The sequence below is a fragment of the Chryseobacterium kimseyorum genome, from assembly GCF_025971945.1.
GTDB lineage: Bacteria > Bacteroidota > Bacteroidia > Flavobacteriales > Weeksellaceae > Chryseobacterium > Chryseobacterium kimseyorum.
Genome location: NZ_JAPDHW010000006.1, coordinates 222,833 through 248,653 on the forward strand (window position 1 = coordinate 222,833; position 25,821 = coordinate 248,653).

29 protein-coding genes are annotated in these 25,821 nt (G+C 34.2%); 16 read left to right on the forward strand and 13 right to left on the reverse strand.

What is annotated here, in order from left to right; translation table 11 throughout:
- Positions 1–44 precede the first annotated feature (44 nt).
- The 6 genes from rplI to OMO38_RS10645 all read right to left on the reverse strand — a co-directional run bounded on the left by rplI (position 45) and on the right by OMO38_RS10645 (position 5,381).
- Entirely contained in the window at positions 45–563 is a 519-nt protein-coding gene (gene rplI, locus OMO38_RS10620) for a 50S ribosomal protein L9 (RefSeq protein WP_263002607.1), read from the reverse strand.
- 133 nt (positions 564–696) lie between these two features.
- A complete protein-coding gene (gene rpsR, locus OMO38_RS10625) occupies positions 697–999 on the reverse strand; it encodes a 30S ribosomal protein S18 (RefSeq protein WP_034757623.1) in 303 nt (100 codons plus the stop codon).
- A gap of 30 nt (positions 1,000–1,029) precedes the next feature.
- Positions 1,030–1,371: a 30S ribosomal protein S6 gene (rpsF, locus tag OMO38_RS10630; protein WP_264750155.1), complete on the reverse strand. Its 342-nt coding sequence runs from the start codon at positions 1,369–1,371 to the stop codon at positions 1,030–1,032.
- Positions 1,372–1,521: 150 nt separating this feature from the next.
- Positions 1,522–2,877, reverse strand: a complete 1,356-nt coding sequence (locus tag OMO38_RS10635) for a chloride channel protein (protein ID WP_264750156.1) — start codon at positions 2,875–2,877, stop codon at positions 1,522–1,524.
- Between the two features lie 293 nt (positions 2,878–3,170).
- Complete coding sequence (locus tag OMO38_RS10640) at positions 3,171–4,490, reverse strand: dihydrolipoamide acetyltransferase family protein (protein ID WP_264750157.1); 1,320 nt, start codon at positions 4,488–4,490, stop codon at positions 3,171–3,173.
- Between the two features lie 63 nt (positions 4,491–4,553).
- Positions 4,554–5,381: an SAM hydrolase/SAM-dependent halogenase family protein gene (locus OMO38_RS10645; RefSeq protein ID WP_264750158.1), complete on the reverse strand. Its 828-nt coding sequence runs from the start codon at positions 5,379–5,381 to the stop codon at positions 4,554–4,556.
- 129 nt (positions 5,382–5,510) lie between these two features.
- Here OMO38_RS10645 and OMO38_RS10650 point away from each other — a divergent pair, with 129 nt between their 5' ends.
- From OMO38_RS10650 to OMO38_RS10665, 4 genes are all read left to right on the forward strand, one after another.
- On the forward strand, positions 5,511–6,467 hold the full coding sequence (locus OMO38_RS10650) for a PhoH family protein (RefSeq protein WP_264750159.1): 957 nt from the start codon (positions 5,511–5,513) through the stop codon (positions 6,465–6,467).
- 98 nt (positions 6,468–6,565) lie between these two features.
- Positions 6,566–7,231: a porin family protein gene (locus tag OMO38_RS10655; RefSeq protein WP_264750160.1), complete on the forward strand. Its 666-nt coding sequence runs from the start codon at positions 6,566–6,568 to the stop codon at positions 7,229–7,231.
- Between the two features lie 128 nt (positions 7,232–7,359).
- A complete protein-coding gene (locus tag OMO38_RS10660) occupies positions 7,360–7,863 on the forward strand; it encodes a hypothetical protein (RefSeq protein WP_264750161.1) in 504 nt (167 codons plus the stop codon).
- A gap of 210 nt (positions 7,864–8,073) precedes the next feature.
- A complete protein-coding gene (locus OMO38_RS10665; RefSeq protein ID WP_264750162.1) occupies positions 8,074–8,730 on the forward strand; it encodes a porin family protein in 657 nt (218 codons plus the stop codon).
- A gap of 277 nt (positions 8,731–9,007) precedes the next feature.
- Here the strand turns inward: OMO38_RS10665 and ffh are convergent, their stop codons facing one another.
- The 4 genes from ffh to OMO38_RS10685 form a co-directional block, all read right to left on the reverse strand.
- Positions 9,008–10,369: a signal recognition particle protein gene (ffh, locus tag OMO38_RS10670; protein ID WP_264750163.1), complete on the reverse strand. Its 1,362-nt coding sequence runs from the start codon at positions 10,367–10,369 to the stop codon at positions 9,008–9,010.
- Between the two features lie 270 nt (positions 10,370–10,639).
- Positions 10,640–11,476, reverse strand: coding sequence for a hypothetical protein (locus OMO38_RS10675; protein WP_264750164.1), 837 nt, complete (start codon positions 11,474–11,476; stop codon positions 10,640–10,642).
- A 78-nt stretch (positions 11,477–11,554) separates the two neighbouring features.
- Complete coding sequence (locus OMO38_RS10680) at positions 11,555–12,529, reverse strand: hypothetical protein (RefSeq protein ID WP_264750165.1); 975 nt, start codon at positions 12,527–12,529, stop codon at positions 11,555–11,557.
- Between the two features lie 44 nt (positions 12,530–12,573).
- Complete coding sequence (locus OMO38_RS10685) at positions 12,574–13,587, reverse strand: hypothetical protein (protein ID WP_264750166.1); 1,014 nt, start codon at positions 13,585–13,587, stop codon at positions 12,574–12,576.
- 304 nt (positions 13,588–13,891) lie between these two features.
- Between OMO38_RS10685 and OMO38_RS10690 the strand changes: the two genes are divergently transcribed.
- Both OMO38_RS10690 and OMO38_RS10695 read left to right on the forward strand, forming a co-directional pair.
- On the forward strand, positions 13,892–14,977 hold the full coding sequence (locus OMO38_RS10690) for a hypothetical protein (protein WP_264750167.1): 1,086 nt from the start codon (positions 13,892–13,894) through the stop codon (positions 14,975–14,977).
- Positions 14,978–15,129: 152 nt separating this feature from the next.
- On the forward strand, positions 15,130–15,681 hold the full coding sequence (locus tag OMO38_RS10695; protein ID WP_264750168.1) for a hypothetical protein: 552 nt from the start codon (positions 15,130–15,132) through the stop codon (positions 15,679–15,681).
- A gap of 129 nt (positions 15,682–15,810) precedes the next feature.
- Here the strand turns inward: OMO38_RS10695 and OMO38_RS10700 are convergent, their stop codons facing one another.
- The 3 genes from OMO38_RS10700 to OMO38_RS10710 are packed head-to-tail and all read right to left on the reverse strand — an operon-like array spanning position 15,811 to position 17,515.
- Positions 15,811–16,161: a hypothetical protein gene (locus OMO38_RS10700; protein WP_264750169.1), complete on the reverse strand. Its 351-nt coding sequence runs from the start codon at positions 16,159–16,161 to the stop codon at positions 15,811–15,813.
- 38 nt (positions 16,162–16,199) lie between these two features.
- Positions 16,200–17,009: an XAC2610-related protein gene (locus OMO38_RS10705; protein ID WP_264750170.1), complete on the reverse strand. Its 810-nt coding sequence runs from the start codon at positions 17,007–17,009 to the stop codon at positions 16,200–16,202.
- Positions 17,010–17,068: 59 nt separating this feature from the next.
- Entirely contained in the window at positions 17,069–17,515 is a 447-nt protein-coding gene (locus tag OMO38_RS10710; protein WP_264750171.1) for a hypothetical protein, read from the reverse strand.
- 275 nt (positions 17,516–17,790) lie between these two features.
- On the opposite strand from OMO38_RS10710, the gene OMO38_RS10715 reads away from it, so the two are divergent.
- From OMO38_RS10715 to OMO38_RS10760, 10 genes are all read left to right on the forward strand, one after another.
- The gene (locus OMO38_RS10715; RefSeq protein ID WP_264750172.1) at positions 17,791–18,234 is read left to right on the forward strand and encodes a hypothetical protein; all 444 of its coding nucleotides are present in this window, start codon (positions 17,791–17,793) and stop codon (positions 18,232–18,234) included.
- Between the two features lie 185 nt (positions 18,235–18,419).
- Positions 18,420–18,791, forward strand: coding sequence for a hypothetical protein (locus OMO38_RS10720; protein ID WP_264750173.1), 372 nt, complete (start codon positions 18,420–18,422; stop codon positions 18,789–18,791).
- Positions 18,792–18,850: 59 nt separating this feature from the next.
- Positions 18,851–19,942: a F0F1 ATP synthase subunit A gene (gene atpB / locus OMO38_RS10725; RefSeq protein WP_264750174.1), complete on the forward strand. Its 1,092-nt coding sequence runs from the start codon at positions 18,851–18,853 to the stop codon at positions 19,940–19,942.
- A gap of 37 nt (positions 19,943–19,979) precedes the next feature.
- A complete protein-coding gene (gene atpE, locus OMO38_RS10730; RefSeq protein ID WP_027384648.1) occupies positions 19,980–20,171 on the forward strand; it encodes an ATP synthase F0 subunit C in 192 nt (63 codons plus the stop codon).
- A gap of 87 nt (positions 20,172–20,258) precedes the next feature.
- Positions 20,259–20,756 carry a F0F1 ATP synthase subunit B gene (gene atpF, locus OMO38_RS10735; RefSeq protein WP_264750175.1) on the forward strand — a complete coding sequence of 166 codons (498 nt, stop codon included), beginning with the start codon at positions 20,259–20,261 and terminating at the stop codon, positions 20,754–20,756.
- Between the two features lie 2 nt (positions 20,757–20,758).
- Positions 20,759–21,298 carry an ATP synthase F1 subunit delta gene (gene atpH / locus OMO38_RS10740; RefSeq protein ID WP_264750176.1) on the forward strand — a complete coding sequence of 180 codons (540 nt, stop codon included), beginning with the start codon at positions 20,759–20,761 and terminating at the stop codon, positions 21,296–21,298.
- A 17-nt stretch (positions 21,299–21,315) separates the two neighbouring features.
- Positions 21,316–22,893 (forward strand): F0F1 ATP synthase subunit alpha, encoded by a 1,578-nt coding sequence (gene atpA / locus OMO38_RS10745; RefSeq protein ID WP_264750177.1) that lies wholly within the window; start codon positions 21,316–21,318, stop codon positions 22,891–22,893.
- Positions 22,894–22,977: 84 nt separating this feature from the next.
- A complete protein-coding gene (gene atpG / locus OMO38_RS10750) occupies positions 22,978–23,847 on the forward strand; it encodes an ATP synthase F1 subunit gamma (protein ID WP_264750178.1) in 870 nt (289 codons plus the stop codon).
- Positions 23,848–24,099: 252 nt separating this feature from the next.
- Positions 24,100–25,461 carry a hemolysin family protein gene (locus OMO38_RS10755; RefSeq protein ID WP_264750179.1) on the forward strand — a complete coding sequence of 454 codons (1,362 nt, stop codon included), beginning with the start codon at positions 24,100–24,102 and terminating at the stop codon, positions 25,459–25,461.
- A 13-nt stretch (positions 25,462–25,474) separates the two neighbouring features.
- Positions 25,475–25,780, forward strand: a complete 306-nt coding sequence (locus OMO38_RS10760) for an ATP-dependent Clp protease adaptor ClpS (RefSeq protein ID WP_264750180.1) — start codon at positions 25,475–25,477, stop codon at positions 25,778–25,780.
- Positions 25,781–25,821: the final 41 nt, after the last annotated feature.

Consider the following 25,821-nt stretch of genomic DNA (forward strand, 5'->3'; position numbering starts at 1 on the left):
TTCTTGCGAAGTGGTTTATATATTTGAGAAAATCTCTTGTAATCTTAAGCTTCTTCAGCTGGAGTCTCTTCTACTTTAGCAGCCTTAGGAGCAGCTGGTTTAGGAGCTTCTACCGGAGCATCAGATACTACATCAAACTCGAAGTTGTACTCTACATTTCTGTGAAGTCTAACTACTGCAGTTACTTTACCAGTTCTCTTAATCGTGTTTCCTGGGATTTTGATGTATTTCTTCTCAACTTGTACACCAGCTTTAGCCAATGCTGCAGAAAGATCTGCATTGTTGATAGATCCGAATAATTTGTCACCAGAACCTACTTTTGCAGGAATAGTGATAGAAGTTTTCTTCAATTGATCCACTACACCGTTTGCTGTAGCGATTAATTTAGCTTCTTCTTCTTTTCTAGCCTCCAACGTAGCTTCTAAAGTCGCTTTGTTTTTTGGTGTAGCTAAAAGAGCAATTCCCTGAGGTAACAAGAAGTTTCTTGCATAACCTGGTTTTACATTTACTGTATCGAATTCAAGACCTAAATTTTCTACGTCTTTTTTAAGGATAATTTCCATTGTTGTTGTCCGTTTTAGAGTTCCGAGTTCCGATTATTCATCAGATTTCTCTTCACTTCGTTAGAATTTAATATTAATTCAGCAACAAAAGCCAAAAGCTGAAAGCTAGTAGCCAATTGCTAATTGCAATTTTTTATTTTAATAAGTCAGCTACGTAAGGCATCATTGCAAGGTGTCTTGCTCTTTTGATAGCCGAAGAAACTTTTCTTTGGTATTTCAAAGAAGTACCAGTATATCTTCTTGGTAAAATTTTACCTTGTTCGTTTACGAACTGTAATAAGAAATCAGCATCTTTATAATCAACGTGCTTGATTCCGAATTTTTTGAATCTACAGTACTTTTTATCAGTTTTTGTATTGATATCAAGTGGAGTAAGGAATTTTACTTCAGATTCACCTCCAGCAGAGGCTTGTTTAGCCATATCATCTATTGCCATGTCTTTTCTTTTTTAAATTTGGGTTAGTAATTAAGCTCTTGAAGCTTTAAGTTTAGTTCTTCTAGTTACAGCGTACTCTACAGCGTGCTTGTCTAGTTTTGTAGTAAGGTAACGAATTACTCTTTCGTCACGTTTGAATGCCAATTCTAAGTCAGCAACTACAGTTCCTTCACCTTTAAACTCGATTAAAGTGTAGAATCCATTCTTTTTCAATTGAATTGGATAAGCTAATTTCTTCAATCCCCAATTTTCTCTGGTTACGATCTCACAGTTTTTTTCTTTGATAAGATCTTCAAATTTTTTCACTGCTTCCTCCACCTGAGCATCAGATAGAACGGGAGTTAAAATGAAAACAGTTTCGTAATTGTTCATAATGTAAATGAATTTGTTAATTATTTCGAGGTGCAAAAATATGAAATATATTTATAATGCACAATAAATCAGTACTAATATTTGAAAAATTGAATACGTACTCGTCAGTAAATGAGTCTCTGAAATTTACTTATAGAGTTTTTCGAAAGATTATTCTTTATTATTCCTGATTTCATGTAAAAAATTGACCTTTAGAACATCATACAGTGAATGTCTGCTTACTAAAATTGATGCGATCGAAGAAACCATCCCGGCCAGCATCAGATGGAAAATTAATGAATGTCGGTCCGTCATTTCCAATACAATAATGGCTGATGTAAACGGTGCTCTGGTAATTCCTGTTAAAAAGGCGACCATTCCGGCCAAAATCACAACGTTCGTTTCGTTTGGCGTTAAATGTATAGCTCCTGAAATTACAGAGCCTATACTTGCACCTGCAGTTAGGGCTGGCGCAAAAATTCCGCCCGCACCTCCTGAAGTAAAAGATAGCGCCGGACCCAGCATTCTTAAGATCGGCACGTACCAGTCTTCATGTTTGTCCTGAGTGAAAAGCACCCTTTCCATAATTTCTTTTCCTGAACCTAAAATTTCGCGGCTTATAAAAAATGCGATGCAGGCAATTACTAAAGCACAACCTACTAAGAATAAAACATTAGCTCTGTCGGTCTTCAGTTTTCTTTTTTTCCAGTCATTCATTTTAAGCATCGTTACAGAAAGCTGACTTGCCATAATTCCTGCAACTCCACCCACTAAAATAATCGGAAACATCACCATCAATGAGACATCATTGGTTTTTGGATATCCTAAATATAAATATGAACCTGCTAAAGTCTGCGCCGTTAAACCTGCAATAATTACCGCGGTGAACAGGGCTGTTTTAAAATAATTAATATGCGTTTTTGAAAGTTCTTCCACAGCAAACACAATTCCGCCGAGAGGAGTATTGAAAGCTGCTGCCAGACCAGCTGCCGCACCGGTCATAATCATGTTTTTCTTGGAGATTTTCGGCCACCATTCGGGAAGATATTCGTTAACTTTTCTGAAAACTGATCCCGCAATCTGAATTGTAGGACCCTCACGACCAACAGCACCACCACCAATTACTAAAACAACGGATGAAATTATTTTAAATACAATGATTTTCAAACTTAAAAGGCTTCTGATTTTCTTGTGTTCCTTGGGATTTGCCAGTTCTACAGCCGCCATGACCTGCGGAATTCCACTGCCTTTTGCATACGGTGCAAATTCTTTAACCAGCCACCAGGAAAGTACAAAGCCAACCGGAGCAATGAGGAAAATCATCCAGTCGTGCCAATTGAGAATGAAATGAAGGAGATTTTCACCCCACGCAAATATTTTTGCATACATCACCGCAAAAAAACCGGTAATCACTGATCCAATCCAAAATGGAATTGCCTGAAGAAGATTGTTCTTAAGCTGTTCGTTTCGGATATTGTCAAAGGATTTTTTAAGACCTCTGCGAATAGATGACAAAATTTTGCGCATGACTCAAAAATAGATTAATTTTTATTAAAATGAAAATTTCAGGTGTGATGATGTTTAATAAATTTCGATATTTATAATTAACGATATGATTTTTCAGTACAGTACACAATTTCAGCACAAATTCAGATAAGTAATCAACGAGAAGTCTGTCATACTGTAAGCATCTTTATAAAGTTATTTAGATCCCTAACAGAAAGACAAAATTTGCATTAGCGTAATAAAAAACCTCCGAAAAAAATTCGAAGGTTCATATCTGGAGTATTGGCAATTATTTATTACCGCTCATTTATTAGTTATATTTCAGTGTTCAGATCCCAGTTTTGAAGGTAATCATGAACATGTTTCAACATCATTCCACCTAAAGAACCGTCTACCACTCTGTGATCGTAAGAGTGAGACATAAACATCAACTGACGGATTGCGATTACGTCACCATCTTTAGTTTCAAGAACTGCCGGCTTTTTAACGATTGCTCCAATTGCCATAATTGCCACCTGAGGCTGAGGAATAATAGGTGTTCCCATTAAATTTCCAAAACTTCCTACATTAGAAATTGTATACGTTGCACCCTGAGTATCCTCCGGTCTTAATTTTTTGTTTCTTGCTCTGTAAGCCAGATCGTTGATGGCTTTTGCTAAACCTGATAATGACAACTGATCAGCATTTTTGATAACAGGAACGATAAGGTTTCCATCCGGTAAAGCAGTTGCCATACCGATATTGATATTTTTCTTTTTAATAATATTATCACCGTTGATCGAAACATTGATCATTGGGAAATCCTGAATTGCCTTTACAATTGCTTTTACGAAGATCGGCATAAACGTCAGTTTTTCACCTTCACGTTTTTCGAACATGTCTTTGTTTTTCGCTCTCCATTTTACAACGTTGGTTACGTCTGTTTCGATGAAAGAAGTTACGTGTGGAGCAATATGTTTTGCTTTTACCATGTTCTCAGCGATGATCTTTCTCATTCTGTCCATAGGAATGATTTCGTCACCTGCAGCGGTAGAAATAGTGGCAGCCGGAGCTGAACTTGTCGCTGGTGGAGTGGAAGCTGCCTGAACGGGAGCCGCCTGTTGCTGAACAGCCTGCTGAGGCTGATTTCCTCTGTTAGAAACGTGAGATAGAATATCTTCTTTGGTAATTCTTCCTTCTAAACCGCTTCCTTTAATGGTTTTCAGTTCAGATTCAGAAATATTTTCCTGTTGAGCAATAGATTTTACAAGTGGAGAAAGGTAAAGATCTCCCGAAAATTCTACATGTGAAGTAGCGGTTGGATTTAAAGGTTCTTCAATCGCTTTGATGGTTTCTGCATCAGGGGTTGGAGTTTCAGTTTTTACTTCTTCAGAAGATGTACTTGCTCCTTCTCCTTCAATTTCTAAAATAGCGATGGCTTCACCTACTTTTGCAACTTCGTCTTTTTGCTTCAGGATTTTTACAATTTTCCCCGAAACTGGTGTTGGTACGTCCGAATCTACCTTGTCTGTTGCAATTTCTACTACCGAATCATCTTCTTTTACCTGATCACCTTCATTGAATAACCAAGTGATCACTGTAGCTTCCATCACGCCTTCACCCATAGAAGGAAGCAATAATTTGTATTCTGCCATTTTCTAATTTTAGATTTTGACAAATATATAAAAAAAATCGGTTTTTTTATGAAATAGATAATTTTAGAAAAATTCGATGTAAATATTTTCTCCTACGTTTAATCCGAAAAGAGTTTTTGCACCGTTCTTTTTACTGCCCTTATAAATGGTAAGTTCAAGCTGTTGGCTGTCATTGAAAATAGCTGCAGATTGGCCGTGGTACTCGGTTTCTCTATCCCAATCTGATACAACTTCGGTATGGCTGGAGTAGATTTTAGATAAACTCAGATTTCTGAACTTTATTGTAAATTTTTCGAAACCTTTGGCCAAAGTTTCAAAGAATTCCTGACTGATATTTGATATTATGTTTCCGAAATTATCAATGTACATCACTTCCCCGATAATCATCTTTTCCGGCTCATTATAAACCGGTTTTGGAAATAAAAGCTGTTTGGTAGTTTCTATTTTTCTTCCAATCACTTCCGGAAGTCCGCCGTTTGCCAGATGTACCGCGACCGGAACGAAAACATCAGTAGAAGTGAAATTGACAACATCATCAAATCTGTTGTTCAGGGTGATTTCGTAAATCGCTTCAGGTTTGATATCAAAAAAAATCAAACTCAGCAAACCGTTGTCTGCAGCTAAAAAATAGGAGCCATCAGCTTTATACAAAATATTTTTTCTCGATTTGTGAAAAAAACTGTCCACTGCCAAAATATGAATCGTGCCTTTCGGAAAATAACGGTACGCATTTCTCACGATATAGGAGGTCTGAATGAGATTATATGCCTGAATATCATGGCTGATATCGACACTGTTGACTTCAAGATTTAATGACAGAATTTTCCCTTTCATAGCCGAAACTCTGTAATCTAAACGTCCGAAATCTGAGGTGAGGGTAATAATTGACATGAATAAATCTGATAGAAGTGCAAATTTATCTAAAATAAAAGGAAAGAAATAAATAATGTGGATAAGAATTTCATTTAAATCTAAAAAAAAACTTTTAAATTTAAAAATCTAAACAATAAAAATATTTGCATGTTTGAATTAACGTACGATCTGGAAGGTATTGATGCAAAAAACTTTTACGGAGTTAATAACCAATATTTCAATTTAATAAAATCCAGCTTTCCAACCCTTAAAATCACTGGCAGAGATCACCATATTTTTGCGATGGGAAATCAGGAAGCTCTTGATATATTTAAACTTAAACTTAACGACATCGTGTCGTTTATTTCCAAAAACAATTCAATAGAACTTAAGGATGTAGAAAATTTCCTCAATTTGAAAGATGAAAATGAAAAACATTTGGTTTTTGATCAGGACATCATCGTAAAAGGAGTTAACGGGAAGATCATCAAAGCCAAAACAACCAATCTAAAAAGACTCGTAAAAGAAACAGAGAAAAAAGATATGGTTTTTGCTATCGGTCCCGCGGGAACAGGTAAAACCTACACCAGTGTGGCCTTGGCAGCAAGAGCTTTGAGAGATAAGGAAGTGAAAAGGATTGTTTTAACTAGACCAGCCGTTGAAGCAGGCGAGAGCTTAGGATTTTTGCCTGGAGATCTGAAAGAAAAGCTTGATCCTTATTTACAGCCTTTATATGACGCGCTTCGGGACATGATTCCGCATGAAAAACTGGAAGGTTTTATGGAAAAGAAAGTAATTGAAGTGGCTCCGCTTGCATTTATGAGAGGTAGAACGCTTGATGATGCTTTTGTTATTCTTGATGAAGCTCAGAATACTACCCACGCACAGATGAAAATGTTCTTAACGAGAATGGGGATGAATGCTAAATTTATCATCACAGGTGATCCTACACAGATTGATTTGCCACCAAAACAGCATTCTGGTTTAAAAGAGGCGATGCGAATTTTGAAAGATGTAAAAGAAATTGGTTTTGTGTATTTAACAGAAGAAGATGTGGTACGTCATCCGGTGGTGAAAAAGATTATCCTTGCATACAACGAAGAAGATAAGAAAACCCGGGAATAATTTATTTGATATGTTTTTGTAGAAAAGTTTAAAAATATTTGGTGAATCCATAAAAAGTGATATATTTGAAATCATAAAATTTGTTAAAACTTTAAACTATGAAAAAATTATTATTGGTTGCTTCTGTTATTTTAATGGGAGTTTCAGTGAGTGCTCAGGAAGTGAGATTTGGTGTTAAAGCCGGATATTCTATGTCTACAATTAAATATGAAAGTGATTTGGGATCTGAAAGTTCCGATCCGGTACATACTTTTTATGCTGGAGGTTTAGTAGAATATAAGATTAGTGATAAATTTGGTCTTCAGGGAGAATTATTGTATTCACCACTGGGAGGGAAATATGTAATTAAGGAAGAGGATGAGGATGATCCGGATACTTTTTTCAATTTAAAAACAAAAACCACTTTAGGTACCTTATTGATTCCAGTTTCTGCGAAATATTTTATAACTGAAAATTTATCGGTTTCCGCAGGTGCCAGTTTCGGAGTCATTCTTTCAGCTAAGCAGGAAACTGTTTTTGATGCAGGTTTTAATATTCCTGGTGTAGAAATAGGGACTGATAATGAAATAGATATTAAAGATCAGACAAATACATTAAACATCGCTCCATTTATTGGTGCAGAATATATGTTGGAAAATGGTTTGTTCTTTGATGCAAGATATAACTTAGGAGTTTCTAATCTTGCTAAAAATCCAGAATTTAATGAAACCGCTAAGAACAGCTTTCTGCAGATTGGGGTAGGTTTCAAGTTTGGAGGAAACTAAATCAATTACAGATTAAATATACAAGGCAGAACAATTTGTTCTGCCTTTTTTTATGATGTGGTATGCAGCGGCATCTATTTTGCTGTTTAGTGAAACATTAATTCATAATAAACTTTAAGTAAAAAGAAATGAAAAAATTAATGTTATTAGGTGCGTTCGCATTGTTTGGAGGGTTGGCAAATGCTCAGTCAGGTTTTAAGTTGGGTGGTCATATTGGAGCTCCTGTAGGAGATGCTGCAGATTATGCATCATTTACTTTAGGCGTAGATGCTGCGTATATGTGGAACATCACGAAAGGTTTGGATGTGGGTGTTGCTTCAGGATATTCACACTTTTTTGGGAAAGACCGATGGGAAGATTTCGGATTTATTCCATTGGCTGCTTCCGGTAAATACAGATTCAGTGGTTTACCGCTTTTCGTAGGTCTTGATTTAGGAGGAGCTATATCTACGAAGGATGGTATCGACAGTGGTTTATACGTATATCCGAAAGTAGGATTTCAGTTGCCGAAAGCTGAACTGTATTTAGGATATCAGAACATAGGAAGTGAAAGAAGAGATTTTGACAGAGACAGAAGAATAGATTCTAATTTTGGAGCAATTAACTTAGGTGTTAATTTCTTTTTGAAGTAAAATATTTTAAATATAGGTCATATAGAACTCCAATTGAAGAATTGGAGTTTTTTATTTGATATTATTGAATTTAAATTATTTATATCTCGTTACTGCGAGTTTAATCCGAAAAAGTCAATATCCATGGGTGATTTTTATCATGTTAACAAATTTTAATATTAGATTTGGTCACTCTACATTTGCACCCAAGAAAGTATAAAATTATTCAAAATGAAAAAATTATTAATTGCAAGTGCTGTTGCACTTTTCGGTTTATCAAACGCTCAGATCGCTAAAGGAACTGTATATTTATCAGGATCTGTTGGGTATTCTCAAGAAGAAACTAACAACGGAAACTTGAAAACTGAAAACTTCAATGTTCTTCCTACAGCTGGATTTTTCGTAGCTTCTAACTTCGCAGTAGGTTTAGGTGTTGGTTACCAAACAGAAAAAACAACAGCAGTAAGCACTACAACTATCGGAAACGTTACTACAGTAAATAGTTCAGTTGAAAAATATCCTGCATTTGTTGTAGCTCCTTTCGCTAGAAAATACTGGACATTGTCTGACAAATTATATTTCTTCGGTCAATTAGCAGTACCAATGCAGTTTGGAAAAGCTGAATCTGAAGTTTCTTCTGTATCTACAAACGGAACAACTACAGTTTCTACTTCTACATCTGCAGAATCTAAATACACTCAGGTTGGTGTAACTGTTAAGCCAGGTTTAGATTATTTCTTAAACAAAAACTGGACTATCGAAGCTACAATCGGTGAATTCGGTTACAACAACTTCAAACCAAAAGAAGGTGATGCTACAAACAACTACAGCTTCGGTTTAAACCTTGCTAACGTTGGTATCGGTGTTAAATATGTATTTTCTAAGTAATTAGACAATCATTCAATTGATATAAATCCTGAGATTTTTCTCAGGATTTTTTTTGCTTTAAACTGAAATTGTTTTTTTTAGTTTAAAATGAAATAATCATTGAGATTTCAACAAACTCAATCTGACAAACGTTATACATACAGTTGGTAGTAGAATACTTGTCAATCTTTACCTTTCGAAGACTTAAATATTGTTTGTAAGTGAACTTACATAAGCATAAAACATAAAAAAACTCTCAGAATATTTTCTGAGAGTTCAATATTTAGTAAATGTTTAGTTATTTTCCGAACATTCCACCCATTCCAGGCATATTTGGCATTTTGCTCATCATCTGCATCATCTGTTTTCCCTGAGGTCCCTGCATCATCTTCATCATTTTACCCATTTGGTCAAACTGTTTCATCAACGCATTCACGTCTTCTATTTTTCTTCCTGCTCCCTTGGCAATTCTGTTTTTTCTCTGCGTATTGATAATAGAAGGTCTTCTTCTTTCGTCAGGCGTCATCGAGTGAATAATCGCTTCAATATGTTTGAATGCATCATCACTGATTTCAACATCTTTAATGGCTTTTCCAACTCCCGGAATCATTCCCATCAAGTCTTTCATATTACCCATTTTTTTGATCTGATTGATCTGCTTTAAGAAATCATCAAAACCAAATTCATTTTTAGCAATTTTCTTGTGAAGTTTTTTCGCTTCCTCTTCATCAAACTGTTCCTGAGCTCTTTCAACCAATGAAACAACATCTCCCATTCCCAAGATTCTGTCTGCCATCCTTTCCGGGTAGAAAAGGTCTAAAGCTTCCATTTTTTCTCCTGTAGAGATAAATTTGATTGGCTTTTCAACTACTGAACGAATCGTTAGAGCAGCTCCACCACGCGTATCACCGTCTAATTTAGTTAAAACAACACCGTCAAAATTCAAAGCATCGTTAAACGCTTTTGCTGTATTCACCGCATCCTGACCTGTCATTGAATCGACAACGAATAAAGTTTCGTTCGGCTTAATGAAATAATGAACAGATTTAATCTCATTCATCATCTGCTCATCAATTGCCAAACGACCTGCCGTATCGACGATTACTACATCATGACCATTAGATTTAGCAAAATTAATTGCGTTTTCAGCGATTGTTGAAGGATTAGTTGCTCCTTCTTCAGTATAAACAGGAACACCGATTTGTCCACCGAGAACCTTTAACTGATCGATTGCAGCCGGACGGTAAACATCACACGCTACCAACAAAGGCTTTTTAGATCTTTTAGTTTTTAAATAATTAGCAAGCTTTCCTGAAAAAGTGGTTTTACCAGAACCCTGAAGACCTGCAATCAGGATGACAGAAGGTTTTCCCGAAAGATTGATACCTTCCTGAGATCCACCCATCAAACCTACCAATTCATCATGAACAATTTTTGTCATCAATTGTCCAGGTGTAAGAGAAGTCAGTACATTTTCTCCTAAAGCTTTATCCTGAACTCTTTTGGTTAAATCTTTCGCAACTTTATAGTTAACATCGGCATCTACCAATGCTCTACGAATCTCTTTTACGGTTTCCGCAACGTTGATTTCTGTAATTTTTCCACGTCCGGAAAGATTGTGAAGTGCTTTATCTAATTTATCCTGTAAACTATTGAACATATTAATTGTAAATTATAGATTGCAAAAATAGGGAATTTCAGTCAGCTATAAAAGTGGTATTGAATGTTTTTGATAGCCAATACAATATTGAATTTTAAATGATTGACGATTTAAAACAGATAACAGTAATTTAGTCTTGACTTAGGGTGAAATTATTGCGCATCTGACTGTTGATGATCGGTAAATATGGAAACCCTGCCAGCGTTTCAAACGCTGGCAGGGTTAAGCATTGAAAAAGAATAATTAAATGAATCTTGAAAAAAAATAATCTTACCAGCTGGTAACGAGAAGATTCCTCGCCGCCTTCTCACTGCACTTTTGATATTTAGAATATGCTTTTGCCGCTCTTGTTCTGATCTGCCCGTTGGATTCGTTTAATAAATATCCTGAAATGGCGTCGTGCAAAGTGTATGCTTCGGGAGCCATCAAATTGATCGTCCAAACCAAAGGATTGACGTTGGCTTTTGCTAAATGTGGCGAAAAATAGTTCTTGCTGTAGCAAGCCAGAATAATCACGTCACGCTTTACTTTATCGGTGTTTTCGAAGGTCTCATTCAACTGGAAATCCATCAAACCGTCGTGACCCACATAAGCCAACAATTTGGAATTTCCACCGATTCCGATGGTTGTTTTTCGTATTTTTAAAGTGTCTTTGTTATTTCCGCTGCTGCTATTTAGAAAATCAACCGTTGCTTCTTTGATGAATTTTCCGTCGTAGGCATCGGCAACGAGATAGTAATTCTTGGTGATGTGTTTGAAAATAATTCTCTCTAACTTTTCGGATTTTAATTTTCTGGTTTCCACCAATTTCCACTCTTTGCTTTTCTTGAAATACGATCTCACTCCGAAAGCGCTACCCCAATACAAATTGTTGTCTGGGTCTTGTCCGTTACCAATTTTATCGGGAACAGGCACGATTCCTTGGTATTTATTGTCGCACAAAGCCACAAAAATATGAATGGTTTTGGCATCAGATTCGAAAGGAATTGTATTTTTTTCCTTTGAATTATTTTTAGAGATTTTGGCTGCTTTTTGCGATTTATCATTGCTGCAGGCAAGCATCAGAAAGCAGAAGAGAAGAATGGGGAAGTGGAGGAGTTTCATCATTATTTATTTGTATTTTCTAGCGAATAAAAATCTATGCTGTTTTCATTAAATAGATCAAAGAATTTAATTTTTAACTGACTATTCTGTTATCAATTCCAATTCAATTTCACCCCAATATTTTTTTGGTAGAAATATGGTTTTAGTATGTACATCTGTGTAAAAAAGCAACTGAGTGAAAATACTATTATCAATTCGGGTAGACAATTCTACTTTGTTGTTAAAAGAATCATTAGAAAGTCTGAAATTCTTCTTTTTAAACTTAAAAAACTTTTGAAAATCATTTCTTGACTGATAAATATTGTACACGACAGATTCTCCTTCGATTACAGCATTAATATGAGGATAATTTGGTCCTGGTCCAATAATCGCTTCATCTATAGGATATGGTTCTTCATTAATTTTAATATTCTTGGTTGCTAAAAATTTCTGAATTTCCTTAAAATCTTTGAGATTATTCTTTGCTGAAAAAAGCTGATTCAGATTTTCATCCAAAAACAGAGTCGTCTTATTTTGATTCACAATATAAACTCTTTGATGGTCACCAGTCTCATAACTGCTGAAGTCTGTCATTGACTTGTATTCTTTGAGTATTTTAAAATCTTTTTTAGATAAAATATCTGCGTTATTCTCTGACACATTGCCAATCAAAAATTCTCCTTCCTGCTTTACATCCTGATATATTTTGGGTAGCGCTATTCTTTTATTTAAATCTAAAGTATTCATCAAAAACGATTTATCTTTATTGTAAGCATAAAAATATTTTTCATCTGCAATATTTACAAGATAAGTGTCATACATAAAATCAAATTTTTCAATTTTTCCAGTTTTTGTATTTATTATCAATCCGCCTTCTTCGTACGAGTTCAATGCGATAAACTGTGACTGATCATGTAAAGTGTAAACCGCCCAAAGGTATGTTGGCGCTACGATTTCTTGACCTATGTCATCAACAATGCCATATTTTTGTTTCCAGCCGAATTCATGATACTTGCGGTCCTGAGCCTGTGAAAATTGAACCATAAAAATCAGGAGAAGAAAAAACAGTTTTTTCATATTGAGAGTGTGCTTTATTTTAGTTCTAAATGTTGAGATTGTTATCAATGCCTGTTATCGCATTTGGTGTAAATTTCAGAATAATTTTGGTCCAAAAAATCAATCGACGGACAGCCAAAAGATTGAAAAACAAATCCGAAAATTACGGGAGGTTTACCTTTAAACAAATTTCCTGTCCATAGATAATTGGGATATTCCATGTTTTCGATGCCATTTAATGATGCAAATCCAGAACCTTCGCCCAAAGTATAATTTTTCTCAAAAATCAGTTTTCTGTTTTTCAAAACTGCTAATTGTCTTTCAGTAACTCCAAATTCCCCGATTAAATCTAAAATAAAATACTGCAAATCTTCTGTCTGATATAGATACGCATTTCCCGTTTTCAAAGTTTTGTGTTGCGTTTTTACAGGAAATTTATCCAGAGAAACTTTCTTCCATTGTATTGAAGTCAAAGGTTTTTCGTTAAATGGATTCTGGTTTCCGAAATATGCGAAAACAAAATTGGCTTTTTCCATTGCTTTTTCTTCATATTCTGTTTTATTTAATTGAAATCCAATCATATAATCATATTCAGAAATTTCGTCGCCTTCACTGGCGTAAACATGTAGATTGGCAACCGCTTTCAAACTGTTTATCGGGAATTTTTCCAGCATATTCGCTTTGTAATTGTAGAGATAAAGCGTGTCTTTTTCCATGAGCTTAGTTCTTTTGAGGAGTTTTTCGCGATAAGTTAAAGGAAGTTCAATATGCTTTAATTCATCAAACGACATATTCTTCTGGTTTGTAATAATCTCTGGAGGAAGAGATAGTGAATCATTGTAAATGTCTGATAATGAAATGAAAATATCATATTCTTTACCGTTATCTATAGGATTGATTTCAAAAATATTAAAATCATTCAGATTAATTTTCGGAGAAATTAGGCTGTCTTTTTTTATTTCTGTTGATGCAGGTTTTGAAAAGGTTTTTTGTTCTTCTTTTTTGCAACTCAAAAGAAGTATGGTTAAAAAAATCAATAGAGAAAACAAAGATTGGGGTTTGATGATTGAAATTTTCATTTGTATTTTTTCTTAATCAAATATATTTAAAAAAACCAGCAACTTTTTATATATCATTAACAATTCGCAGTGTTTTATTTACGATTTGTAGTGAATTGAGTGATTTTTCCTTTAAATAATTATCTTAGAAATAAAACAATAGATTTTTGGTCTTCTTAGCCTTATCAGGGTAAAAGTTTGACAAGGATTAGTAAAAGATGATATAGGATCAGACTATATTTTTCGCGGAGCTGCTGGAAATCTCATTTGTCTTTTTATAATTAAATATACCAAAAATTTATAAATTTATCCCACAATATTGAAAATGAATCTATTCCCTCAACTGTGTAAAAAGAAAAAACTCTGGTTTCTGGCAATCTTGTTTATTCCTCTGTTAATCTTTGGTAATATGGCAAGTCCTTATATGGAAGGATCTTATCAGTCTTCGATGTATTCCATTAAAGATTGCAGAGTAGTCAAGGAGAAAATCTCTGTAAAATTCCGGAATGCCGATAGAGAACATTACAATCATTATGCTCATTATCATGTGATATATCAAATTATTTCAGATGTGGAAAGAGAAGTTCCTTTGGTCTTTGTTGGGAAAGAGCTTTATGCCAATCAAAATGTATTGGTAAACAATATTGCCGTGCAGCAGCTTGCTATTGATGAAAATTCGAAATCATTTATTAAAAAAAATCTCAATCAATTTGAAATAAAATTTAGTGAGCGTGATTCTTACGAAGTTCAGCCAAACGAACTTATCTATTTCAAAGCAAAATTAAGGAAGGGTGAAAATTTGATTGTCGTTGATTATGATGCAGAACTTGCTCAAAATCGCTCAGGCTTTGAGAAAAAATTCACCTTAGAATATGCTCTGTATCCATCAAAATTTTGGAAGTCATTTGACAACGTAGAATTTTTATTGGAACCGTCAGATAAAATAAAAATAGAATCTAGCAATGCGGGCAACTTTACGAAAACAGACAAAGCGTATGTATGGAAAATCAAAAATTTTGATGCAGATTTGATCATTGAATTCTCACCCGAATACAATTTCTTTGAAAAAATTCTTTTACTGTTACAGCCTTTAGGCATTGCTTTGATTTTTTTTTCTATTTTTAGTTTAGTGCATTGGAAACTGCTTAAAAAGCGCAGAGAAAGATTTCCTGCGAAGTACAATTGGTTTGTTCCCTTAGGAATTTTGGTAGTCGGGATATTATTCTATGCAATTCTTATTATCTCATACGATTTTATAGACTGCGTTTTGAATCAAAATAGCAAACATGGATATGTCTTATTGGGAATAATTTTGTCGGTTCCTTTTTTCTATCTGGTGTATGGATTGTTGGTTTGGTTTGCCGATGCGGAGATTAAAAAAAGAGTCAATCGATTGAATGGGCAGAACTAATATTGGGCTTTAGTCGTCGAAATATTCATTTGTATATTTCTAAATTAAAAATATAAAAAATCCGTCAATTCCCGTTCAACATTACAAATCGTAGCCTTCATTTACAATCTAAAGTCAATTGAGTGCTATATTTATCCTAGAAATAAAGAAAAATGAATTTATCCACTCACAAAACTCTGCAGAAGACCACTCAGATTTTCTTTGTCTTTTCTTTATTAATAATTGCTTTCAGCGTTTTTGATGTTATTTTGCAATGGTATGAAGTGGTGGAGATCACTTTGTCATATTCCATAATTTGGTTGGCCGTTCTTGTGGTTTCGCTTTTGTTGTTGGGGATTTCAGGAAAGTGGAAGAAGTTTTCACTGATTTTATTTTTGGGAATTGGGAATTTTCTACTTTTCATATATGTTGCGTTTTCATTTCCGATTTCTGTGACAAAATCTGTAAAAAACAGTCAATATCTTTTAGAAGTAAATGCAAACGGTAAATATAAAATTTTGGAAAAAAATTGTTGCTTTAAAAGAAAAATTGCAGAAAAAGCATCAGGGATTTTTTTTACACCCTATTCAAAGATTGGAATTGTGCATGTTTTTGAAGCAAGACTAATTTCAGAAACACCCGAAATGATGGTTTTAGAAATTGAAACTTCTGGTTATCAATCTTTTCGGAAAGTACAAGACACCATACAGAAAATGAAAAATTAAGTTGTTGAAATTTTGATAAAGTGACTTTTTTCATCATAAATGTAAGTAAAGAGATAATCCTAGAATACCAAAGGTTTTGGTAGTTAGAATTTAAAGTAAATTTAGACAAATTATATTTGAAATATTCAACTACACATCAATTTCATTACAATCAAATTTAAACTTTTTCTCACGACAAAAATCTTCAATTTTATTTTTGATACTATTCAAGCTTCGGTTTTCGCTTCCCAAAGTGAAACCGAAAATTCCTTCGCCACCGCCACTTGAAAAGATTTCGAGCGTGTACTTCAGTTCTTCAAATTTCAAAAAAGCAGTAATCGCCAAATCTGAATCTGTTCCGAAACTATAATTCTGGCTTAAGAAAATATGAAGATTTCCTTCTATTCTTTCAAATCTGGGATGAATGATTTCTCTTAAAAATTCAAGAAAATCTTTATCATTTCTATTTTCTCCTGAAATTTTAATTTTGATTCCCTTCATAGTTATTTGGTTAGGAGGAAATTTAATAAACTTTAAAATTATTGTTTTTCCTGATAAGATTTCACCCATTTCAGTTTTCCATTTTCATATCGATATTCATTTTTCCACCAAGAAGCACCGCCTCTGCAAGATGTAGAAAGGATTTTCTTTTTAGGATTAAGTTTAATATCACACAAACAAGAACAGGTAGAATTTTTGGAATCTGGTTCAGATAATAGGTTAAATTTTTTAGTTTTTGGATTGTATAAAAAAACAGAATAATATTGATACACACCCTTTCCTGCATCGTAAACTGAAAAAGCAACATCATCATAGCCATCAAAATTATAATCTTCAATCCGGCTTTGTCTTGCTCCACTGGAGCTTTCTATAGATATTAAATTTATTTTTTGTGTGGTTTTATCTGGATATTTAAAAATTAATTGGTCATTGTAAAAATGATTGAATTTTATAAATGTTTGATGAAGAAAATATTCATCAGAACCATCATATTCTTCATTTTCCACCAACTCAAGTTTGAATTTTTTGTTGTCTTTTTTTCTGTTGTAATAGAGGTTACCAATATTTCTTGGCCATTCTGTAAGCTCATAAGTTCCGTTTATTTTTCCGTTTACAATTTCGTCCCAGATATAAGTGGTAAATGTTGGTTGCCCAGATTCAACTTCAGAGGAATCAATAGAAATGTTTTTTATTTTTAATGGAATGACATCTTCATGATTTTTATATTTCACAAAAGCACCTTTTCCACTGGAAGCAAAATAAATTTTGAGATGAAATTCCTTCTTTTCGCCGACGGATTTTAAATGAAAAGGCTGAGCAAAAAATGGTTTTACGAGAAAGAAAAACATTGAAAAAAATAATGTTTTAAGAAAATATTTCATAATAATTTAATAATATTTTTTACCTATTAAAAATCCGAACCTTGATCCCAAATATAATCCTGAATCGGAATCCGTTGTTGGTTTTTTCTTTCATACCAAACGGTGAGAAAATGGGTATCACTGATTTCCCAAGTCACTTCTTTGATGACAATATCTTTTTTCTCAATTTCTTCGGAAGTGTGAATTTCCATCAAACCTTGCCGAATTCCTGTAAGCCAACTGTCGTTATCACCCATAATGAAAGTTTCAGATTCTACCGGAAGATGCTTTTGGATGACACTATTTTTTGAGTATAAACTTTCGATAAAATCATCAAAATTTTTTCCGCGGATTTCTTCCGGCGTTATGAAACGATTGCTGTTGATGATTTTCGATTTTTCATTTTTCGAAATCAAAATTTTATCCCCTTTTTGGTCTTTGCATTGAAGCAGGAAAACGGTTGATAAAATTAGAATTGGGATTTTTATTTTCATTTTTTTGTGTTTTAATTTCAAATATATTCAAAACTCCTCAAATTTCCGTTCACCATTTATAATTCGTAGTATTTCATTTACGATTCGTAATGAATTGGGAGATTTTTTCTTAATATATTACTTATGAAAAAACATTTAAGAAAAATTTTAATCTTCACACCTTATTTTTAATTCTCTTTCTCATTGGGATTTTGTTTCTCGGTTTGGGTGGTTTTGTCAACTTTGGTCGTCATTATAGAAGTTCCCTTGGAAAAATCAATTTCAATTTTTTATTAATGGCGATTCCTTTTATTTTGCCCTATTTTGTCTATTCGGTTAGAGAAAGATTTTTCAGAAAAACCGAAAAAGAAATCTTTGTAGAACATTCAAAACAAAATAATGAAACCCTTTTTGAAGGAGAAAAACTAGAATTGATTTTCAAAAAATGCATTGTTTCAATGAGAGAGATAAAAGGCGAGCCCAACGCTTTTTCTGGTTTAATGGATGATTTGATGATTGACAGAATACAATTATCTGAAGCGCATCCAGATTTTTACACAATTGCAAATATAAAATACCACATCAACGGGCGAAATTATTTTAAAGAAATACTATTTCCATTTACGCTAAAAAATACAGAAATTTTCCTGAAAATGAATCCGTCAACGCATTTGTATTACCAGAAAGAAAACCCCGAAAATGCCAAAGTATATTTGCATTTTTTGAATGATTATCTGTAAAATACAAGTCTTTCCAAGGTTTAATCTATAACAGACCTTCTGAAAATAGAGATTGAAAAGAATGAATTTCTAGATAAACAAATCTTAAAAAAGATATTCCTTCTATATTTCTGAAAAAGACTATTTTTGCAAAAAACAAAAAATGACTTCGTTTTTTAAGTGAAAAGACGAAATAAAATCCGCACATGAAATCTAATCCAAACATTCTTATTGTTGTATTTTTCTTTTTAACATTTCTGATTCATTTTTCTTTGTGGAAATTTGTTTTTCATCTTGACGAAATCATTATCATCAAATTTTATCTTTTCCTGAGTGTAATGTTTATGATGATGATTACGATCATTATATTAATTAATAGAGTAGTACCTCAATTTTTAGGTCTGTCAGTTGTAGGTTTGGTACTTCTAAAATTTGCTTTAATGTATTTAATCCGTAAAAAACTCAATTTTGAGGTTATTCCTGGATATAAATTTCATTTTATAATTCCGTATTTTGTCTTGACGACGCTGTTGACTTATTATGCGATCACGCTGATTAATCATGACAAAAAACAGTAAAAATATTTATTGAAACTAGAAAAAATATTCTATTTTTGCACAACGAAAAAAACCTATCAATGTTAAAGAAATTTGCAGTTTTATTCTACAGTATTTTTATGTTAAGTCTTGTGTCTGCACAGCATGGTGAGGCTACTGCTGTAGCTGCTCCAGAAAAAGAGCTTTCAGAAAAAGATAAAGTTACTAAAGAAAACAAAGAGTTTATCGATCATCACTTGTTAGATGCTCACGATTTTACATTGATGGTAGATAAAGAAGGTCACCACATTGGTTTTCCTCTTCCTGTTATCTTTTATGATAATGGAATTCATTCTTTCATGAGTAACAGAGAAGGTTTCATGCACGGTGATGTGATAGAGAGCAATGGTTCTTACTATAAACTTCACCATGAAAAAATCTATAAGACAGATGCAGCTGGAACTTTAACTGACGATGGTCACGGTCACCCAACGAACAAGAAGCCTCTTGATTTGTCAATTACAAAAAGTGTATTGATTATTTTAATTGTTGCTATTTTTATGTTGGTGCTTTTCACTGGTATGGCTAGATCTTATAAGAAGTCTGTTGTTCCTACAGGTGCAACAAGATTTTTGGAGCCATTGGTGATTTTTGTTAGAGATGAAATTGCTTTGCCGAATATAGGTCACAAGTACAAAAGATTTATGGGATATCTTTTAACGGTATTCTTCTTTATATTATTTTTAAACGTATTAGGTTTAATGCCTTTCGGAATCAATGTTACAGGTAATATTACCATGACATTCTTCTTAGCAATCTTTACGTATTTAATCACAACATTTTCAGCAAACAAAGATTACTGGAAACACATCTTCTGGATGCCGGGAGTTCCTGTGCCAATGAAGTTTATTATGTTGCCAATCGAATTATTAGGTACCATCACTAAGCCTTTTGCATTGATGATTCGTCTTTTTGCTAACATGACAGCAGGACACATCGTTGTGATGACATTGATAGGTTCAATTTATATTTTTAATAATTGGATCGCGGGCGTTGCTTTCCCATTCTTAACTTTAGTTATTTATTTATTGGAGGTGTTGGTAGCATTTCTACAGGCATATATCTTTACAATGCTGTCAGCTTTGTTTATCGGTATGGCGGTAGAAGATCATGATCACGAGCACGCTCACTAATCAAAATTTTAAAACAATTTTTTAAATTATATTTATTATGGAAATCCCTAGAATTATTGGTGCTGGTCTTATCGTATTAGGTGTTGGTATTGGTCTTGGTAAAATCGGAGCTGCTGCTCTTGAGGCTATCGCTAGACAGCCAGAGCAGTCTGGAAAAATCCAAACAGCTATGCTTATTGCTGCTGCACTAGTTGAAGGTGTTGCTTTCGCTGCGTTATTCGCATCATAAGCTATTCAAACAAAAAAACATTGTTGTAGCGGTTGGCTGCAACAATGTTAATTTAAGAAAAAGTAATAATTATTTATACATTATATAATGGAATTAATTCATCAGTTCTCATCAGGATTATTTATTATCCAATCGGTTATTTTTCTTGCACTTTTATTCTTGTTAGGTAAATTTGCTTGGAAGCCAATTCTTACTTCAATTAACGACAGAGAGACTTCTATCGTTGATGCTTTGAATCAGGCTAAATTGGCTAAAAAAGAAATGGAAGATCTTAAAGCTGATAACGAAAGAATTATTCGTGAAGCTAAAATTGAAAGAGATTCTATCCTTAAAGAAGCTAGAGAAATTAAAGAAAGAATTGTAGGTGAAGCTAAAGATCTTGCTAAAGCTGAAGGAGATAAAATGATTGAGGCTGCTAAGCAAACGATCCAAACTGAGAAAAATGCTGCAATGTCAGACATCAGAACTCAAATTGGTGCTTTGTCTGTAAATATTGCAGAATCTATCTTGCAGAAAAATTTGGAGAAAAGCGAAGCTCAGGACGAGTTGGTTCAAAATTATTTAAACAAATCTAATCTTAACTAAGAATGCTTACATCTAAAGTAGCTAAAAGATACGCACAAGGTTTGCTGGATTTCACAAACGAATCCGGACAGACTAATGCTGTATTTTCTGAAATGAAAGATGTTAAGAAACTGATGTCTGAATCTGAGGATTTAAACAAATTTTTCAAGACACCTTACATCGATGCAAAAAAGAAAGAGGATGTTGCCAAAGAGATTTTCAAAAGTTTTTCACCGGTTTCTCAGAATTTGATTACTTTGGTGATCAGACAGGGGCGTGAAAATCATTTAAAAAATATCGCTCAGGAATTCATCAATAAAGTTGAAGATATCAACGGCGTACAGAGAATCACTCTTACTACAGCGACTCAGCTTTCTACAGAAAACATCGAACAGATTTTAAAATCTACAGATTTAGTTAAGGCAGGTTCAAACTTTGACTTAAATCTTACGATCAATCCTGATATTTTAGGAGGATATATTTTAAGAGTTGGAGATCAGCAGATCGATGCATCTGTAAAATCTAAACTTAATAATATCAAAAAAGATTTTCATTTAAATTAAGAAAAAAAAACCATATAATGGCAGAAATAAATCCGGCAGAAGTATCTGCGATCTTAAAACAACAGTTGGCCAACTTCGACACTCAATCAAATGTTGAGGAAGTAGGTACAGTTTTGACCATCGGTGATGGTATTGCTCGTGTTTACGGGTTAGAAAATGTACAGTACGGTGAGTTGGTAAAATTTGCTAGCGATGTAGAAGGTATCGTACTAAACTTAGAAGAAGACAACGTAGGTGTGGCTCTTTTAGGTGAAAGTAAATTGGTAAGAGAAGGAGATACAGTAAGAAGAACAAACAGAATCTCTTCTATTAAAGTAGGAGAAGGTATGCTTGGTAGAGTAGTTGATACTTTAGGTAACCCTATCGATGGTAAAGGACCTATCGCAGGTGAATTGTACGAAATGCCATTGGAAAGAAAAGCTCCAGGGGTTATCTACAGACAGCCGGTAACTGAGCCTTTACAGACAGGTATCGTTGCTATTGACTCTATGATCCCTGTAGGAAGAGGTCAGAGAGAGTTGATCATTGGTGACAGACAGACAGGTAAAACTACTGTTGCTATTGATACGATCATCAACCAAAGAGAATTTTTTGATGCAGGAAATCCTGTATATTGTATATATGTTGCGATCGGTCAAAAAGCGTCTACAGTAGCTCAAATTGTTAAAACTCTTTCTGATAAAGGAGCTTTGGCATATACTGTAATCGTTGCGGCTAACGCTTCAGATCCGGTTCCGATGCAGGTGTATTCTGCTATGGCTGGTGCTTCTATCGGTGAGTTCTTCAGAGACACTGGTAGACCTGCTTTGATCATTTATGATGATTTATCTAAACAGGCTGTTGCTTACCGTGAGCTTTCTCTACTATTGAGAAGACCACCGGGCCGTGAAGCTTATCCTGGAGACGTTTTCTATCTTCACTCAAGATTATTGGAAAGAGCTGCAAAAGTAATCGCTGACGATACTATTGCTAGCCAGATGAATGACTTACCAGAGTCATTGAAGCCAATCGTAAAAGGTGGTGGATCTTTAACTGCTCTTCCAATTATCGAAACTCAGGCAGGTGACGTTTCTGCATATATCCCAACCAACGTAATCTCGATTACTGACGGACAGATCTTCTTGGAGTCTGACTTGTTCAACTCAGGGGTTCGTCCTGCGATCAACGTAGGGATCTCTGTATCTAGAGTTGGTGGTAATGCACAGATCAAATCAATGAAAAAAGTTTCTGGTACTCTTAAATTAGACCAGGCACAATATAAAGAATTGGAAGCGTTTGCTAAATTCGGTTCTGACCTTGATGCTTCTACTTTAGCAGTTATCTCTAAGGGAGAAAGAAACGTTGAATTGTTGAAACAGCCGGTAAATTCTCCACTTCCTGTTGACAGCCAAGTAGCTATGATCTATGCAGGTACAGAGAACTTATTGAGAAATGTTCCTATCAACAAAGTAAAAGAATTCCAGATCGAGTATATCTCTTTCCTAAGATCTAAGCACCCTGAAACTATGGCTGCAATTAAAGCTGGGAAAATCGATAACGATATCACAGGTGTTCTTAAGCAGGCTGCTAATGATTTAGCTTCAAAATATAACTAAAATTAGTTGATGATTGTTGGTTGATAGTTGACAGAATTTTCTAAAACTAGCAACCAACAACCGACAACCAACAACTAACCCAATATGGCAAACTTAAAAGAAATACGAGGAAGAATCAGTTCAATTTCATCTACGATGCAAATCACACGTGCTATGAAAATGGTTTCGGCAGCGAAACTAAAGAAAGCACAGGATGCCATCGTAATGTTGAGACCGTATTCTGAAAAATTGCAGGAGATCATCCAGAATGTAAATTCTAGCTCAGATCCTGATCAGGTTTCTATTTATGCTCAAAAAAGAGAGGTTAAAAAAGTACTTTTCATCGCTGTTACTTCAAACAGAGGTTTGGCTGGTGCATTTAACTCAAATATTGTGAAAGAACTGAATATTCAGTTTCAGAATAATTCTCAGTACGAAATTGAAGTTCTTACCATTGGTAAAAAAGCTTATGATGCGGTAAGAAGAAGCCGTACAGTGTTTTCTAATGAGAGCAGTGTTTTTGATAAGTTAAGTTTTGATGTAGTTTCAAACGTTACCGAAACGGTAATGAGCAACTATAGAGAAGGTAAATTTGACGAAGTGTATGTAATTTACAATAAATTCGTGAATGCTGCCACTCAGGAAGTAATTACTGAAAAAGTTCTTCCCATCTCTATGTCAGAAGTTGATGTTAAAGAAACTCAGGTAGAAACAGATTATATTTTCGAGCCAAATAAAGCAGAGATTTTAGATAATTTGATTCCTAAATCTATCAAAACTCAGGTTTTCAAAGCAGTGTTAGACTCAGTAGCTTCAGAGCACGGTGCCAGAATGACAGCGATGCATAAAGCAACAGACAATGCACAGGAGTTGAAGAATGACTTGGTTATCTTCTACAACAAAGCAAGACAGGCAGCAATTACAAACGAAATCTTAGAGATCGTTTCAGGAGCAGAAGCTTTGAAAAATTCTTAAGAATTTATTCAAAAAAAATATTAGAGCATCGGTTTTTCCGGTGCTTTTTTCGTTAAGTCGCTCTGTTAAATGATGAATGGCAGATGATTGATGTCTGATTAGTGTCTTATTTGCAAATGATTTTATTTAAAACTGAGAACCCAAATTACAAAACTATACTGTCAATCAACCAGCATAAAATATCCAGTAACCAACCTTTGTCACAATTCAATATATTTTGTATATCTTTGTACAATAAATTATAATTTCTAAATGGACTCTGACATAGTCAGGCTTTTACTAGCCTTATTTCTTGTTTTATTAAATGGCTTTTTCGTAGCCGCTGAATTTTCAATTGTTAAAGTTCGTTATTCTCAAATTCAGCTGAAAGCTGCCGAAGGCGATTCGATGGCTAAGCAGGCTGAGCACATTATCAAACATCTTGATGAATACCTCTCTGCGACGCAGTTGGGGATTACATTAGCTTCCCTTGCTTTAGGTTGGGTAGGAGAAAGTGCAATGCACCACGTGATTGATAATCTGTTTCATTCTTTAAACATTAATTTCAGCGAATCGACGGTAACTACAATTTCACTAGTGATCAGTTTCCTGATTATTACGGTAATGCACATCGTTTTCGGTGAATTGATTCCTAAATCGATCGCAATCAGAAAGGCAGAAGCGACTACAATGGCAACCGCGGTTCCGTTGAGAGTTTTTTATACGGTTTTCAAACCATTTATCTGGTTGATGAACCTCATGTCAAACGGAGTTTTAAGATTGATGAAAATTCATCCGGCATCTGAGCAGGAAATTCACTCGACAGAAGAACTTCAGCTTTTGGTTAAACAAAGCGCTGACAGCGGAGAAATTGAAGAAGAAAACTACGAGATCATAAAAAATGCATTTGATTTTACAGACCACTCTGCAAAACAAATCATGGTTCCGAGACAGAATATTACGTCAATCGATTTTGCGGATGATTTAAATGAAATCATTACGAAAATCATGGACAGTGGATATTCCAGAATTCCGGTTTATGAAAATTCAATTGATAATATCATTGGAGTATTTTACACAAAAGAAATCATCAGAGAATTCGTTAAGAGAAAAGGAGTTTTGAGTCATGAGGATCTGAGCGAATTAATGCGTGAGTCGTTCTTTGTGGTTGGAAGCAAGAAAATTTCAGATTTATTGAAAATTTTCCAGCAGAAAAAGCAGCATTTAGCAATTGTAATTGATGAATTCGGTGGAACTGAAGGAATCATTACGTTAGAAGATATTTTGGAAGAACTGGTAGGTGAAATTCAGGATGAAGAAGATGATGAAGAAAAATTGGTTGATAAAGTCGGTCCCAACACTTTTTGGGTAAAAGCTACGCAGCCTTTAGATGAAATCAATGAATCTTTACCTAAAAAATTAACCGTTTCAGAAGAAAGTGAGTACAATACTTTGGCTGGATTTATCCTACATGCCTTAGAAGATATCCCTGAAGAAAATCAGGAATTCGACTTAGAAAATTATCATTTCAAAATCTTAAAAATGAATAACAAGAGCGTTGAAATGGTAGAATTGATTTATAATGAACCTAGCAATATCGTAGATGATATTATAGACAAATTAGGAGAAGATTAAAATTTTTTAAACAATGATTTTTTATAATAGCATAAAAGATTACGAAAATCCGAAACGTCAGTACGAAGAAGAAGTTCTGGTTTTGGATGAAACTGATGAAGTTTACAAATTGATTTTGCATAATGATGATATTCATACATTTGATGATGTTATCGAAGCTTTGATAGAGATTTGTAAGCACGACATAATACAGGCCGAACAGTGTACAATGCTCGTACATTACAAAGGTAAATGCACAGTAAAAACTGGTTCCATGGATGTTTTGAAACCCATGCATGAAAAATTAATTGGAAGAAGCTTAACAAGCGAAATCGTATAAAATAAACTCCGGCAATCACCGGAGTTTATTATTTTGAAATT